The sequence below is a fragment of the Aeromonas sp. SG16 genome (assembly GCF_024436135.1).
Taxonomy (GTDB): Bacteria; Pseudomonadota; Gammaproteobacteria; order Enterobacterales; family Aeromonadaceae; genus Aeromonas; species Aeromonas jandaei.
In genome coordinates this window covers 132,861-147,859 of record NZ_JANFNW010000003.1, presented here as the reverse complement: position 1 = coordinate 147,859, position 14,999 = coordinate 132,861, and the positions used below count along the sequence as shown (strand labels likewise).

Here is a 14,999-nt window from a genome sequence, read left to right as displayed (position 1 = left end):
GATGAGTCACGCCGATATTCTCCACTTCACCAGCCAGACCCTCTGGCTGGTGCTGATCCTCTCGATGCCGCCGGTACTGGTGGCGGCACTGGTGGGCACCCTTGTCTCTCTGCTGCAGGCACTGACCCAGATCCAGGAGCAGACCCTGGGCTTTGTCGCCAAGCTCATCGCCGTGGTGATCACCCTGTTTGCCACCACCGCCTGGCTTGGCAACGAGCTCTATAGCTTTGCCGACATGGTGCTGCTCAAGGTGCCGCAGATCCAATGACCCTCGAGAGCCTGCAGGGCCAGATGCTGGCCTACACCCTGCTGCTGCCGCGCTTTATCAGCTGCTTCGTCATGCTGCCGGTACTGAGCAAGCAGATGCTGGGGGGGGCGATGATCCGCAACGGCGTGGTCTGCTCGCTGGCGCTGTTCGCCTACCCCATGGTGGCCGACACCCTGCCCCCCGCCATCGATGCCCTCGACCTGGCGCTCTTGGTGGCCAAGGAGGTGCTGCTCGGCCTGCTGATCGGCTTTGTCGCCGCCATCCCCTTCTGGGCCGTCGAGGCGAGCGGCTTTCTGGTGGATAACCAGCGCGGCGCGGCCATGGCGTCCCTGTTCAACCCCAGCCTCGCCAGCCAGACCAGCCCCACCGGTCTACTGCTGACCCAGACCCTGATCACCCTCTTCTTTTCCGGCGGCGCCTTTCTCGCCCTGCTCTCGGCCCTGTTCCAGAGCTATGCCAGCTGGCCGGTGACCCGTTTCTTTCCCGCTATCGGAGATCTCTGGGTGAGCTTTTTCTACAGCCAGTTCAGCCAGATGCTGCTGCTCTGCGCCCTGCTGGCGGCCCCCCTGCTGATCGCCATGTTTCTGGCAGAGTTCGGGCTGGCCCTTATCAGCCGCTTCGCCCCCTCCCTCAACGTCTTTGTACTGGCAATGCCGATAAAAAGCGCCGTCGCCAGCCTGCTGCTGGTCATCTACATCAAGCTGATGATGGATCACGCCTACCGTCAGGTGCTGGCGGTGATGGACCCGCTGCAACTGCTGGCCCCCATTCTGGAGGCGCGATGAGCGGCGAGAAGACCGAACAGCCCACCGCCAAAAAATTGCGCGATGCCCGCAAGAAGGGGCAGGTGGTCAAGAGCAAGGAGGTGGTCTCCACCGCCATCATCCTCAGTCTGGTGGGTATGCTGATGGCGATGTCCGACTACTACCTCGAACATCTGGGTAAGCTGATGCTGATCCCAGAGTCCCACCTCAACCTCCCCTTTGCCCAGGCCCTCAACCATGTGGTGGAGAACCTGATGCAGGAGATGGCCTACCTCTGCATCCCGATCCTGGCGGTGTCGGCGCTGGTGGTGCTCGCCTCCCATATCGCTCAGTACGGTTTTCTGCTGAGTGGCGAGTCGATCAAGCCCGACATCAAGCATGTCAATCCGGTGGAGGGGGCCAAGAAGATCTTCTCCATCAAGAGCCTGATGGAGTTCGTCAAATCCCTGCTCAAGGTGAGCCTCCTGAGCCTGCTGGTATGGGTCACCATCGAGGGCAACCTGCAGGCGATGCTGCAACTGCCCGGCTGCGGCATGAGCTGCATCACTCCGGTACTGGGGGGCATGCTGGGCCAGCTGATGGCGGTCTGCGCCATGGGGTTTGTGGTGATCGCCATCGCCGACTACGCCTTCGAACACTACCAGCACATCAAGCAGCTCAAGATGAGCAAGGACGAGGTGAAACGGGAGTACAAGGAGATGGAGGGGAGCCCGGAGATCAAGAGCAAGCGCCGCCAGTTCCATCAGGAATTGCAGTCGAGCAACATGCGCGCCGACGTGAAGCGATCCTCGGTCATCGTCGCCAACCCGACCCATATCGCCATTGGCATTCGCTACGAGCGGGGAGAAACGCCGCTGCCGGTGGTCACCCTCAAGTTCACCGATGCCCAGGCGCTGCTGGTGCGCAAGATTGCCGAAGAGGAGGGTATCCCGGTGCTACAGCGCATTCCGCTGGCCCGCGCCCTCTATCGCGATGCGCTGATCAACAACTACATCCCCGCTGACCAGATCGAGGCGACCGCCGAGGTACTGCGCTGGCTGGAGCAGTGGCGCCAGAGCGAAGGGCCGCAGTGGTAACTGCTTGCGGGAGATCACCAGAGCGCGTCACCTAAAAAACCGCGACCCGGGTTAATATCCGGCCGATCCCTCTTTTTGCGATCCTGTGCATCACAATCATCAACCCAGAGATGTGCATGGATCTCGATACTCTACTGACCCGGCTTGCCCGACAGCTCGATGCCGACCAGCTCAATCAGCTCTCTGCCGACGAGTGGCTGTTGCTTGCCACGGATGGTCTCGCCCTGCAAATCACCCGAACCGACACCGGCCTGGTGCTGGCTTGTCGCCCCGATGACCGGGAGCTGGATCCCCGCTGGATGCCGCTGCTGCTCAGCTATAACGGCCTGCTGACCACCACGGGAGGCATGGTGATGGGATTGACCGGCAACCAGCGCCTGCTGATGCAGTTACCGGTCGCCATCGCAGATGCCGATGCACTGGCCAGCGTGACTTTCAACTTCCTGCAACTGGTACGGGAGTGGCAATTGCGACTGCTTGCGCCGTGCCAACCAACCCTGCCCGAACCCGGCTCTCTTAATATGCTGTCTGCCATCAAGGGATAACTCATGAATACCACCTCAGCGACCTCACTGACGTCACTTTATCGTGACCTCCACTTATCCTCCGCTGGCAGCCAGCAGGAGCTGCGAGCCAGCAATGGCAACCTCTATCTCAAGGAGGGCAAGGGGCTGGTCTCCGTCGAGAGCCACAGGCTGGCTCACCGGGACGCCGCCATTGCCCAGGTGATCACCGCCATGAGCCGGGAATATGGCATGAGCACGGAAGAGGCTGGCAGCCTGCTGCGCAGCGTACAGGCAGATAGCGGCAAAGTGACGGTGGCGGATGTGCGTCAGCTGCACAACGAACTCACCCTCGGGGCCCGGCACCAGAGCGAACGCTCGCAAGAGTTGCAGCAAGTCGCCGACCTGCGCAAACAGCAGCTCGCCTCAGCTACCCGCGCTCAGGGGCTCGCCCCCGATATTCGCACCCATGAGCAGCTGCGCAGCGCCATCACCCGGCAACATGGCGAACAAACACTCGCCCTGCTCGACGAGAAACTCCCCTCTTTCATGCACAGCAAGGGGATGCTGACTCCGCGCCATATCGAGACCATCGGCCAACTGCTCAACTCCGGCGAAGTGGCCCGCTTCCAGCAAGCCATCACCATGGTCACGCTCAACGCCAAGAGCCCGGTCGACAGTCAGGCAGCCCGCGCCGTTGCCATCGAACTGGCCAAGCTGCCCATGAACCTGCTCAAGCAGGCCGATGCCGAAGGGCTGACGATCCGGGTCACCCATGACAATGTGACCACCTACCATACCCATCTGGCCGGAACGAGCGCCCGTGGTCATGGTGGGGGCGGGTGGGACAAGCTGCCGGGCGTCGGTGCCTTCGGCGGCAGCAAAGAGACCGTTATAGCCATGGAGCAGGATCGCTCTGGCAAATGGCAAGTGGGTAGTCACCACGGCTCGGCCAATCTGGTGTTGCACGAATTTGGCCACTCCATCGATCGTCTGGTGGGTGCCAGCACCACAGGCGCCAACCTGAGTCAGGACAGCTCCTTCTATGCGGCCTGGTACAACGACTATCACAAGCTGGGGGATGCCTACTTTCAGCAGGCGGGCCCAAAAGGGAACTACGAACCGGGACTGGAGGAGAGCTTTGCCGAAGGTCTGGCGCGCCTTTATGGCGACAACAATGCCTTCGCTCACTGGAGCCATATCGAGGCACAACTGTTGACACTCTGACAGGATTCTCCTGTCCCGCAGACCCGCCAAAAGAACGGGGCCATCACTGATGGCCCCGTTTTGTTTTTCACCTTGAATGGATTTACCCTACACCACCTCCCCCAGCGCGCCGATCAGGGCGTCGAGCCCCTGGTCAACCTTCGAGCGCGGGCAGCCGACGTTGAGGCGGATATAGCCTGTGCCTTCCGGGCCGTAGGTGTCGCCGCGCATGATGGCGACCCGGTATTTATCCACCAGCAAGGCTTGCAACGCATCCATCCGCTCGGTCGTGTCGATGCCAAGGCCGCGCAGGTCAATCCAGGCGAGATAGGTTCCCTCGGGCACCCGATAGTCGATGGCGGGGAAGGCGGCGTTGAGCCGCGCCGCCACATGGGCGAGGTTGCCGTGCAGATAGCTTTTCAGGGCATCGAGCCAGGCTGCGCCTTCCCTATAGGCGCTGATATGGGCCAGCACCCCGAGAATGGGGGGCGATGAGAGGCCATGGGCCGCCTTGAGCCGCTGCAGATAGGCGGCTCGCGCCTCGGCGTTGGCGATAAAGGCATAGGCGCCGCCAAGGGCGGGAATATTGAAGGATTTGGAGCCCGAGCTCACCAGCGCCCAGCCATCGTCCGGTGCCACCTCGCTCCATGGCAGGTAGCGGGCAAAGCTCACATCCATATGGATATCGTCCGAAATCACCTTGACCCCATGACGCTGGCAGATGGCGGCCATCCGGCCCAGTTCATCCCGCGTCCAGACCCGGCCGGTGGGGTTGTGGGGGCTGCAGAGCAGCAAAATCCGGCAATCAGGGCGGGCCGCTTGCTGCTCGAAACATTGCCAGTCGATCTGGTAGCTCCCCTCTGCTTTTTTGAGCGGGCAAGGCAGCAGCACCCTGTCGTTGGCGGCCAGCATATTGCCGAAGGCGTCGTAGGCCGGGGTATGCACCAGCACCCCCTCCCCCGGCGCCGACCAGAGGCTCACCAGCTGGGCAATCACATAGATGACCGAGGGGCCGTAAACCAGCGTCTCGGGGTCGAGGCTCGCGCCGTAGCGGTGGGCAAACCAGTGGCTCACCGCCCCCTTGAAGTCGTCGTGATTCCAGCGGCTGTAGCCAAATACCCCGTGCTCAAGGCGGGTTGCCAGGGTCTGGCGAATGCAGGGGGCTGTCTCGAAATCCATGTCGGAGATGGTAAAGGGGAGCAGGTCGGCATGGCCAAAACGGTCGGCTACATAGTCCCATTGGGTGCAGTAGGTGCCGTGGCGGTCGACCACATGGTCGAAGTCATAAATATCGTGCATGAAGTTTCTCCCTCCATAAACAGGAGACATATTGGGAGAGGCAAACAAGGGGGGCTTGCGCCCCCCGTTCGGTTCTTATTGGACGGTTCAGGCCCCCATCAGGCTCTGCAGCTGGTTTTTCACCAGATGCACCTGCGGGCCGATCACCACCTGCAGGTTGTGCTCATCGAGCTTGATCACCCCGATGGCGCCGTTTGCCTTCAATACCTTGTCATCGACCCGGCTCATGTCCTGCACCGACATCCGCAGGCGGGTGATGCAGTTATCGAGCGCCAGAATGTTATCGGCGCCGCCCAAGGCGTTGAGGATGATTTCACCGTTGTAACCGCTGTTGCCGACCTTCTTGCCTGCAGGCTGGGCAGTCTCGCTGGTCTCGATTTCACGACCGGGGGTTTTGAGGTTAAAGCGCACAATGGCGAAGCGGAACACGCTGTAGTAGATGGCAAACCAGATGGCCGCCGCGACCGGCACCAGATACCACTTGGTGGCGGTGCCCTGCAGCACGCCGAACACCAGAAAATCGATCAGGTTGCCGTCGGTGTTGCCGATGGTGACGCCGAGCAGCCCCATGGTCATAAAGCCCAGACCGGTCAGGATGGCGTGAATGACGTAGAGTACCGGCGCCACGAACAGGAACAGGAACTCCAGCGGCTCGGTGATACCACCGATGACGCAGGCCACTACGCCGGAGACCAGCAGCGCCTTGATCTTGCCGCGATTTTCCGGGCGAGCGCAGTGATACATGGCGAGCGCCGCACCCGGCAGGCCGCCGAGGAAGGCAGGCATCTTGCCCTGAGAGAGGAAGGAGGTGGCAGAGACCGAGAAGCCGCTGGTATCGGCGCAGGAGAGCTCGGCGTAGAAGATATTGAGGGCGCCACTTACCTCGTGACCACATACCAGCTGGGTGCCGCCCGCTTCGGTAAAGCGGATCAGCGCCACCAGAATATGGTGCAGACCGAGCGGCAGCAGCAGACGCTCACCGGTACCGAACAGGAAGGGGCCGAAGGGACCGGCGTGGGAGATGAGCGCCCCGACACCGTTGATACCGGCAGCAAACCAGGGCCAGACGAACGGCACGACCAAGCCGACCACACCCAGCACCAGCGCGGTGATGATGGGCACGAAGCGGGCACCGCCGAAGAAGGCGAGCGCATCGGGCATCTTGTAGGTGTAGAAACGGGCGTGCAGTTTGGCGACGATCACCCCGACGATGATGGCCCCCAGAATCCCGGTGTCGATGGAGCTGATGCCGAGGATCGATTTCACCCCGTAGGCCTTCTCCGCCGCCGCATCACCGATGACGTTGGCCACGGTGAGATAGAAGTTGATGGAGAGGTTGAGCGCCGCATAGCCGACGAAACCGGCAAAGGCCGCGACCCCCTTCTCTTCCCGCGCCAGTCCGAGCGGAATGGCCACTGCGAACATCACCGGCAGGTAGATAAAGGCCACCAGCCCCACCTTGGTCATCCAGAGGAACAGCAGTTGCAGCACGGTATTGTCGAGGAAGGGCATGCTCTGCTTGACCGCATCGCTGGTGAGCGAGCTGCCGACACCGAGCAAAATGCCCGAGAAGGCCAGCAGGGCAACCGGCAACATAAAGGTCTTGCCGAGGCTCTGCAGGAACTCCCAGATGGTGGATTTGGCTTGAGGCTTGGCCATGAAACGGCTCCTTGTGAATAGACAGCAATATCTGCGGCTTTCCCCGTGGCTGCTCGTGGCAATTTCGACGCAGAGGCGCGGGTCAGCATCAGGTTTTGCCGGATGATAAAACGTTTTATCAATTTACAAGTGACGACAGGATCACAGAATCAGGGGGCTGGCTGGCAGCAGGATCCAAATTTGTGAGCCGGATCGGCCAGATGGTGATGTAACGTTTCACTTGGCAACCCAAGCAGGTATGCTGGGGCCTCTCTCTCAACTGTCCGTCGTCCATTCGCCCTATGTCGCCCAAATCCCTCTCTGCCAAAGCCACCAAGATCACCGATGTCGCCCAGCGGGCGGGAGTGTCGGTCACCACCGTCTCCATGGTGCTCAACGGCAAGGGGCGCATCTCGCCGGCCACCGCCGAGCGGGTGCAGCAGGCGATAAAAGAGCTCGACTATGTGCCCAACAGCGCCGCCGCCAACCTGCGCAGCCAGCAGTCCAATCTGGTGGGGCTGATCCTGCGCGACATCACCGACCCCTTCTATACCGAGGTGACCGCCGGGGTGAGCGAGGTGCTGGAGCAGCAGGGCTATCTGCTGTTTCTGACCCAGTGCGGCCACAGCCCGGAGCGGCTGCAGCAGAGCATCCACTCCCTGTCACGGCAAGGGGTGGCGGGCATCATCTTCAATCCGGTGCGCGGCGCGGCGGCCAAAACCCTGGAGACCCTGCTCGATTCCGAACTGCCGGTGGTGTGCGCCGCCCGCTCCTACTATCGCGATGACGTGGACTTTATCGGCCCTGACAACACCCACGCCGCCAAGCAGGCCACCACCTACCTTATCGAGCAGGGCCACCGCCATATCGCCTATGTCGGCGGGCGGGCCGACTCCCTCACCCGCGCCGAGCGGATCGGCGGCTACTGCGCCAGCCTGCTGCAATATGGCCTGCCCTTCAAACCGGAGTGGGTACTGGAGTGCGAGCGCACCCAGCGCAGCGCCGCCGACACCATCGCCCAGCTGCTGCACCAGCACCCCAAGGTGACCGCCGTGCTCTGCCACTACCCCGAGGTGGCACTCGGCGCCATCTATGGCGTCGAGGCGAGCGGCCGCACCGTGGGCAAGGACAACTACATCGGCCAGCAGGTGGCCCTGCTCGGTTTTGACGACGTGGCAGAGGCCGAACTCACCTCCCCCGCCCTCACCTTTGTCAGCTCACCGGCCCGCGAAATCGGCCGTCAGGCGGCAAGGCGGCTGCTGACCCGGATGCAGCAACCCGAGCTCGCTCCCAACCGCCATATCATCACCCCCAATCTACAAAAGCGGGAGTCGGCCTGAACTGGCTGGACAGCCCGAGCTCGTCCCAACCCGCCATATCATCACCGCTCACCTGCAAACTTGCAGAAGCGGGAGTCGGCCTGAGCTGGCTGGGCGCCCGAGCTCACCCCACCCGCCATATCATCACCGCTCACCAGCAAACCACAGAAGCGAGAGTCAGCCTGAGCTGGCTGGGCGCCCGAGCTCGCCCCCAACCGCCATATCATCACCCCCAATCTGCAAAAACGGGAGTCGGCCTGAGCTGGCTGGGCAAGCCTGCAGCAGCGCAAAACGTGAGGCTGCTCACTGCGCTGGCAAGGAGAGATTGAGAGCCAAGTGAAGAGGAATATGATGGGCGCCTGCCTCACTTCACGAGCCCATTTATGAGCAACCCGCACGACCAGAATCCGCCGAGTGAAATCCATCGCTGTGACAAATGCAGGGAACGAACCCGCCATATCGTGGTGCTGGTCGCCCGCGATCACAGCCAGGACATCATGCCCAAGGATCCGCGCAAAGCCTTCTGGCAAGCCTTTACTTCCAGCAGCATCACCAACTGGGCGTTTGGTGAAACACTGGCCTACCAGACCACCCATGTAAAACATCTGATCTGCGAACGCTGCGGGGAGAAGTTTCTGGAGTATTGATGGCTTCAGTCTGTCATCCGTCACACAACCAACCGAATAAAGTCCCGCCATCAAGCAAGTAGTTTGTTGATCCTTGGCAGGTTTTTACCTGCTGCCGGTTTTGCATCGCCCCCACCTTGATTACCATGGCTCACTTGGCAACCGGGATTGGGAGGGACGTTGCCGAGATCGCTCTGGCCACCATAGTGCCATCCCCTCCCGCCACATCGCCGGTTAACAGCAGCAGAGTGGAGGCTGTCGTCCAGGGGCGGTAGCGTGCCGCTTGGCCACACCTGGGCCACAACCCCCTCTCCAGCAATCCACAAGGATCCCCGCCGTTATGTTTGAGTACGTCGAAAAACTGCAAGCGCTCATTGCTACCATGGTCAGTCAGAACGAAGCCGGGATCCGGCAAGCGGCCCACTGGTTTAGCGAGGCCATCGTCCACAACAAGATGATCCATATGCTGGGCACCGGGCACTCTCATATGGTCGGGCTGGAGGGGTTTATCCGTGCCGGTGGCCTTGGCAATATCAACGCCGTGCTCGACTCCACCGTCACCACCGCCGATGGTGCCCTGCGCAGCTCGGCGCTGGAGAAGCTGCCGGGGCTTGCCGCCATCCTGTGGGAGGAGCAGCCGATTGCGCCGGGGGACCTGATGGTGGTCATCTCCAATTCGGGTCGCAACGCCCTGCCCATCGAGTGGGCCCAGCTTGCCAGAGCGCGCGGCCACAAGGTGCTCGTTATTACCTCAGTGGCACAATCGGCGCAAAATCCGAGTCGTCACCCTTCTGGCCAGAAACTGATGGAGCTGGCCGATCTGGTACTGGACAACTGCGTGCCGCCGGGCGATGGCCTGTGCGAGGTCAATGATCGGGTCACCGGCGCCTTCTCCTCCATCTCCGGCATGGTGCTGATCAATACGCTGGTAGTCGAAGCGCAGAAACTAGCGCTGGCACAAGGCGTAACCCCGCTTATTTTCTCCAGCCAGAATGTGGATGGCTTTAATAACGATGATGTTTACCGCCATTTCCAAGGGCGATTGAAGTCGATGTAAGCAATTAAGATATTGTCGCGGTAAACGTTGGGCTTCACTTCGTTCAGCTCCAACCTACGATGTTTGGCCCAACATACGAGATGTTCCAGAAAAGAGCACTCATAGATGAAACGTATTCTGATTATTGGCAACTCTGGATCGGGTAAAAGTTGGTTGGCTGCTCGATTGGCTGAGCAGTTAACTATCCGCGAGGTCAATCTGGACACCATTGTCTGGCAGCCGGGCGGCTTTAACCAAAAACGGCCCCAGCATGAGATTGACCATGCCATCCAAACACTTGCTCAAGAGCCCTCATGGGTGGTCGAAGGGGTATTTGGTGCCCTGGCCGAGCAACTGCTTGATGCCGCCAATACCCTGCTTTTTCTGGATCTCGACTGGTCGGTATGCCGTGATTCACTGCTATCGCGCGGATCACAAAGTGCCAGGCAACGGGATGCCGTAGCAGCCGAAGAGAGCTTTCAACAACTGCTGGTGTGGGCATCGGAATATGGGCAGCGAGCCGGCAAAAGCTCCCGCCAATTCCATCGCGAGCTGTTTGATCGATTCCCAAACGAAAAACACCGTTTCACGACTCGCACAGAGGTAAATCTCTATCTTAACCAACTAGTAACTAGCCATTGGAGTTTGAGCGCTGGTCACAACTAAGGTGGCTAGTTCCTGTAGAGGATAAATATGGGGCGTAGAACAGAGTTAATATGTGTAGCATCAGGCATCATCAATTCTTTTGCGAGTAGAAACAATGATATAGATGGATACTGGGGATTAGGAAAACTGTACAAAGCTCTTGAATCTGAAGAGTCAAAAATCGTTTCTATAGAGTTGATTACCAAAGTCGTAACTCCAGATATAAATGAATTGAAGCTCATGTCTCTATCATATTCAGAATTGCTTACTAAATTAGTATGTAATAAGAAAATACCTATCCACTGGATAGTTTCTGTCACAATAACATCTGAATTTGAAGCAGAATACCAACACCACTACCATTTCTGGCGTCGTGATCTTGGTAAGCCTTGTAACCTGACTTGCACTATTGTTGATGATATGGGCAATAATCATACGGCTAAGGCATACGTTAACTGCTTACCACACAATCCACATAAAGAGCTGAGAAGTTTAAGAGTTAAATGACTTTTAAAAACTTAGTGTAAGTAAATAGTTGAACACCAAGACAAAAAATTATGAAAGCACGCGCAATTTATTTATTGTTTTTCCTCGGGTTATCCAGCCAAATCACATTTGCTAATGAAACCGGATCTCAAGTTCCACCTCGGACAGAAGACTACCCTGCACCAGCCGCATATAAAGGTAAGCCAGCCAAACTTTCACTAGACTCTGAATTGGCCAGAACATTCCGAACCCGACTTACCGCCGCCTTGTCACAAAAGCCAGTATATGCAGGTGAATATGTACTGACAGGCTGGGGATGTGGTTCATCAGGTTGTTATGATCAAGTTCTTGTCAACAAACGCACGGGCAAGGTACTTGATATGGTATTTAATGCTTATAGCTCATATGATGTAAATGATGAATCTGATATCCGTGTGGGAGAATGGATTGAATCACCCCAAATTGATAGCCGCCTTCTTACAACGGTTAAAGTTGAAAACAGTCAAGACGGAAAACATTTTGTTTATTACACGAACTATTACATTGTTGATAAAAACCAGCTCACGCTTATAAAAACTGTCCAAGACAGTAAATAAAATACGAAAGCAACACTTTTCAAAAACTCACGCAGAAGAATAAATTACCATGAAATATCTTGTCATCATTACAGCTTTATTGCTGTGTTTCTCCGTCTCAGCAAAGACAAACTCATCTTATATGATTGACGGAGTCAAAATTGAAATACAAAAAGAAAATGACTGTTATTATTTATTGGCTACCGGAAAAGAGAAAGAAACACTGATATGTGTTGATGATGAACTTCAATCTGACATTATCAGAAAAGATTTCAACTTTGACGGTTACAAAGATATCGCAATCTCTAGCTCTCTCGGCATGGTAAATACCGTCTTTTATGTATTCTTGTATGACCATATAAATGCAGCATTTAAAAAGTTAAAATTTGCGGACTATAAAATGCCCGCCTCTGCCTGCGGGGATCTCTATAACCTTGCAGTTCGATTAGACGATCTTTCTTTGGTTAGCTCTTGCCGCTCCGGCCCTGTATGGTATTACGACACTTACGAATATAATCCTCAGGGTGAACTCTGGCTATATAAAACAACAGAGTATCAGATCCAGAACTCCGAGATTGAGACCTTCCCTCTTTACGAGCACACATTTAATAATAAGGGTGATAAACTGGACACCGTTGCGATTGACTTTGATGGCAAGAAAATTCTCTGGCCAGTCACATCCGAGAAAGTGTTTCTCTACTCATCACCTGAAAAAACATCAAAGACCAAAGCCTATCTTATTCATAATGACAAGGTAGAAATTCTCGGGCAAAAAGATGATTGGATTAAAATTCGCTTTGCCTCCAGAAAAGGCCCGCTTATCCGCTGGATTTATCTTCCAGAAGCAATAGCCAAAAGTTAACCTGCAAACTTGAATTTTTACAGGCATTCAGATTCTCGCGTAATCAATATCAATCCAGTAAGGTGCAATAAGCGCAGCGCATTGCACCTCTATCTTTGCCACCACCCAGCCTGCCCAAACAGGCGGTGCAATTCACTTCGTTCATTGCACCCTACGGTGCGTCTATGACTGTGGTTTTTCTTGCCCGTTGTGGTGGGCTGTCTGGCACCGATGGTGCAACCCATTTATCCAGCTTGTTCTGCTCGCACCTCCCCTGCGCCCCCTCTCGCTTCCCGCCAGCGGGGGCATTTCTGTGCGTTGGCTCACATCCCGCAGCCGTTTTTCACCTCACAAATTTATAGAAAGAGCGCGCCCATCCGCTGAGTAAAAACTCACCGCACGGCCAAAGCGCTGAACCACGAACAAACACAACCAATTGATTTTAATCATCAATAAAAACATGAGCGATTCAATCTTCCCCCGTTTCAGCAGCTGTTCAGCTTTGCGATCAGGGTCACACTCAAGGTGATGGCGCACAAAAATCCAGTTATTCGCACATTTGTCCGATAGGGTGACCTCTCCCCCGGCGCGATAATAGTCGGGTCAATTTTGTCTGCATACCGGCCTGCAAGGGCGGCATGCCAACAGGCTCCGGCAACGGAGCGGGGAGAGCGCCATGATAACCACCTTGATCAATGAACATCTGATCAACCTCGATTTGAAAGCGACGCGTAAGGAAGAGGTCTTCACCGAGATGGCCCGCCTGCTGGTCGCGCAAGGCAAGGTCAGCGACGAGCAGCAGTTCGTCAAGGATCTGTGGGCCCGTGAAGAGCTGGACAACACCGGCTTTGAAGAGGGTGTTGCCCTGCCCCACGCCAAGAGTGCGGCGGTCAGCACCCCGGCAGTCGCCATCGGCATCAGCCGCAACGGCATCGACTACGGCGCCGAAGATGGCAAGCCGTCCAAACTGTTCTTCATGATTGCCTCCCCGGCAGGTGGCGCCAACCACCATATCGAGGTGCTGGCCGAGCTCTCCGCCAAGCTGATTGAAGAGGGCTTTATCGATGCCCTGCTGGCAGCCAAAACCCCGGCCGATGCGCTGGCACTGCTGCTGGCCAAGAAAGAGGAAGCGGCTGCCGCACCTGCGGCCAACAAGGGGCTGATCATCGGTGTCACCGGTTGCCCGGCCGGTATCGCCCACACCTATCTGGCGGCCGAGTCGCTGGAGCGCGCCGCCAAGGAGCTGGGTTATGAGGTGAAGGTGGAGACCAACGGCTCTATCGGCGTCAAGAACAGCCCGACCGCAGACGAGATCGCCCGCGCCGCCGCCATCGTGGTGGCCTGCGACAAGCAGGTAGACATGGCCCGCTTTGCCGGCAAGCCCCTCATCAAGACCGGCGTAAAGGCCCCCATCAAGGATGGCAAGGGTCTGATTGAGCAGGCGCTGAAAGCCCCCGCCTATGTGGCGGACAAGGATGAGAAGAAGGGTGACGAGAAGCGCGCCAGCGGCGGCAGCTCGGATCTCTATCGCTACCTGATGAACGGCGTATCGCACATGATCCCGTTCGTGGTGACCGGTGGTCTGCTTATCGCCCTGTCACTGGCCATCGGCGGCAACCCGACTCCGAGCGGCATGCAGATCCCGGAAGGGAGCATGTGGAACCAGATCCTCAACGTGGGCGTGGCCGCCTTCACCCTGATGATCCCCATTCTGGCGGGCTATATCGCCTACGCCATCGGTGACCGTCCGGCTCTGGCCCCGGGCTTTATCGGCGGCTGGATCGCCAACAACGGCAGCTTCTACGGCGCTGACGCCGGTACCGGCTTTATCGGTGCCATCATTGCAGGCCTGTTGGTCGGCTATCTGGTGCGCTGGATTGCCACCCGTCAGTACCACAAGATGGTGCAACCGCTGGTGCCGATCCTGATCGCCCCCATCGTCGGGTCGCTCTTTATCGCTGCGGTATTCATCTTCATCATCGGCGCCCCGATTGCCGACATGATGACTGGCCTCAACGCCATGCTGCTCTCCATGAGTGGTGGCAGTCTGGTGCTGCTGGGTATTGTGCTGGGTGGTATGGCGGGCTTTGATATGGGTGGCCCGGTCAACAAGGTGGCCTTCCTCTTCTCCGTCGGCATGATCGCCTCCGGTCAGACCCAGTTCATGGGTGCCATGGCTTGCGCCATCCCGGCCGCGCCCCTTGGCATGTCGCTGGCTACCGTGCTCGGTCGCAAGCTCGGCATCTTTGACGAGTCTGAAATCGAAGCGGGCAAAGCCGCCGGTGCCATGGGTCTGGTGGGTATCTCCGAAGGGGCGATTCCGTTCGCCGCCCGTGACCCGCTGGCCGTCATTCCGGCCAACGTGCTGGGCAGCATGACCGCCGCCGTGATGGCCTTCCTGTTCGGCATCACCAACAGCGTTGCCCACGGTGGGCCCATCGTGGCCCTGCTGGGTGCCGTCAACAAGCCGCTGCTGGCCCTGCTCTGCATGATCTGCGGTGCCATCGTCACCGGCGTGGTGGCGGTTGCCCTGAAAAAGCTGCGGGTAAAAAAGAGTGACGAGGTAACCCTGGCCAAGGCGGCCTGAGTTACCCCTCCCCGAGCCACGAACGCTCGCAAACCATAAACATGAGGCCACCACAGGGTGGCCTCTGCTTTTTCCTTGTCTTTTTCCTTGTCGGCCTCAACACCCTCTTTGTCGCCCCCTTTCTTGCCAC

The 14,999-nt window shown here is 57.9% G+C and carries 16 protein-coding genes; 13 read left to right on the top strand and 3 right to left on the bottom strand.

The features are described 5' to 3' along the window. Window position 1 precedes the first annotated feature (1 nt). From ascS to NOM67_RS10685, 5 genes are all read left to right on the top strand, one after another. Window positions 2-268 carry a SctS family type III secretion system export apparatus subunit AscS gene (ascS, locus tag NOM67_RS10705; protein WP_033113185.1) on the top strand — a complete coding sequence of 89 codons (267 nt, stop codon included), beginning with the start codon at window positions 2-4 and terminating at the stop codon, window positions 266-268. Beyond that, the gene (gene sctT, locus NOM67_RS10700) at window positions 265-1,053 is read left to right on the top strand and encodes a type III secretion system export apparatus subunit SctT (RefSeq protein WP_033113186.1); all 789 of its coding nucleotides are present in this window, start codon (window positions 265-267) and stop codon (window positions 1,051-1,053) included. Before ascS ends, sctT begins: the two co-directional genes overlap by 4 nt. Then, on the top strand, window positions 1,050-2,108 hold the full coding sequence (gene ascU / locus NOM67_RS10695; RefSeq protein ID WP_042031509.1) for a SctU family type III secretion system export apparatus subunit AscU: 1,059 nt from the start codon (window positions 1,050-1,052) through the stop codon (window positions 2,106-2,108). The genes sctT and ascU overlap by 4 nt, the downstream gene beginning before the upstream one ends. Before the next feature lie 116 nt (window positions 2,109-2,224). After that, window positions 2,225-2,653, top strand: a complete 429-nt coding sequence (locus NOM67_RS10690; protein WP_255936869.1) for a type III secretion system chaperone — start codon at window positions 2,225-2,227, stop codon at window positions 2,651-2,653. Between the two features lie 3 nt (window positions 2,654-2,656). Beyond that, complete coding sequence (locus NOM67_RS10685) at window positions 2,657-3,838, top strand: hypothetical protein (protein ID WP_201911966.1); 1,182 nt, start codon at window positions 2,657-2,659, stop codon at window positions 3,836-3,838. A gap of 87 nt (window positions 3,839-3,925) precedes the next feature. Here the strand turns inward: NOM67_RS10685 and NOM67_RS10680 are convergent, their stop codons facing one another. Together NOM67_RS10680 and malX are read right to left on the bottom strand one after the other, a co-directional pair. Beyond that, window positions 3,926-5,116 (bottom strand): MalY/PatB family protein, encoded by a 1,191-nt coding sequence (locus NOM67_RS10680; RefSeq protein ID WP_255936866.1) that lies wholly within the window; start codon window positions 5,114-5,116, stop codon window positions 3,926-3,928. Between the two features lie 87 nt (window positions 5,117-5,203). Further along, window positions 5,204-6,775, bottom strand: a complete 1,572-nt coding sequence (gene malX, locus NOM67_RS10675) for a maltose/glucose-specific PTS transporter subunit IIBC (RefSeq protein ID WP_255936863.1) — start codon at window positions 6,773-6,775, stop codon at window positions 5,204-5,206. A gap of 281 nt (window positions 6,776-7,056) precedes the next feature. Between malX and NOM67_RS10670 the strand changes: the two genes are divergently transcribed. Further along, complete coding sequence (locus NOM67_RS10670) at window positions 7,057-8,094, top strand: Mal regulon transcriptional regulator MalI (protein ID WP_005344074.1); 1,038 nt, start codon at window positions 7,057-7,059, stop codon at window positions 8,092-8,094. Window positions 8,095-8,135: 41 nt separating this feature from the next. Here NOM67_RS10670 and NOM67_RS10665 read toward each other — a convergent pair whose 3' ends face one another. Then, the gene (locus tag NOM67_RS10665) at window positions 8,136-8,300 is read right to left on the bottom strand and encodes a hypothetical protein (RefSeq protein ID WP_255936858.1); all 165 of its coding nucleotides are present in this window, start codon (window positions 8,298-8,300) and stop codon (window positions 8,136-8,138) included. Window positions 8,301-8,456: 156 nt separating this feature from the next. On the opposite strand from NOM67_RS10665, the gene NOM67_RS10660 reads away from it, so the two are divergent. The 7 genes from NOM67_RS10660 (at window position 8,457) to NOM67_RS10630 (ending at window position 14,869) form a co-directional block, all read left to right on the top strand. After that, window positions 8,457-8,720 carry a hypothetical protein gene (locus NOM67_RS10660; RefSeq protein ID WP_005334591.1) on the top strand — a complete coding sequence of 88 codons (264 nt, stop codon included), beginning with the start codon at window positions 8,457-8,459 and terminating at the stop codon, window positions 8,718-8,720. A 319-nt stretch (window positions 8,721-9,039) separates the two neighbouring features. Next, complete coding sequence (locus NOM67_RS10655; protein ID WP_255936851.1) at window positions 9,040-9,756, top strand: sugar isomerase domain-containing protein; 717 nt, start codon at window positions 9,040-9,042, stop codon at window positions 9,754-9,756. A 105-nt stretch (window positions 9,757-9,861) separates the two neighbouring features. Continuing rightward, window positions 9,862-10,401 carry an AAA family ATPase gene (locus tag NOM67_RS10650; protein WP_255936848.1) on the top strand — a complete coding sequence of 180 codons (540 nt, stop codon included), beginning with the start codon at window positions 9,862-9,864 and terminating at the stop codon, window positions 10,399-10,401. A gap of 27 nt (window positions 10,402-10,428) precedes the next feature. Next, entirely contained in the window at window positions 10,429-10,887 is a 459-nt protein-coding gene (locus NOM67_RS10645; protein ID WP_104014227.1) for a hypothetical protein, read from the top strand. Between the two features lie 50 nt (window positions 10,888-10,937). Beyond that, window positions 10,938-11,462 carry a hypothetical protein gene (locus tag NOM67_RS10640; protein WP_124242318.1) on the top strand — a complete coding sequence of 175 codons (525 nt, stop codon included), beginning with the start codon at window positions 10,938-10,940 and terminating at the stop codon, window positions 11,460-11,462. Window positions 11,463-11,511: 49 nt separating this feature from the next. After that, a complete protein-coding gene (locus NOM67_RS10635) occupies window positions 11,512-12,303 on the top strand; it encodes a hypothetical protein (protein WP_255936843.1) in 792 nt (263 codons plus the stop codon). Between the two features lie 655 nt (window positions 12,304-12,958). After that, the gene (locus NOM67_RS10630) at window positions 12,959-14,869 is read left to right on the top strand and encodes a fructose-specific PTS transporter subunit EIIC (protein WP_019446857.1); all 1,911 of its coding nucleotides are present in this window, start codon (window positions 12,959-12,961) and stop codon (window positions 14,867-14,869) included. Window positions 14,870-14,999 lie beyond the last annotated feature (130 nt).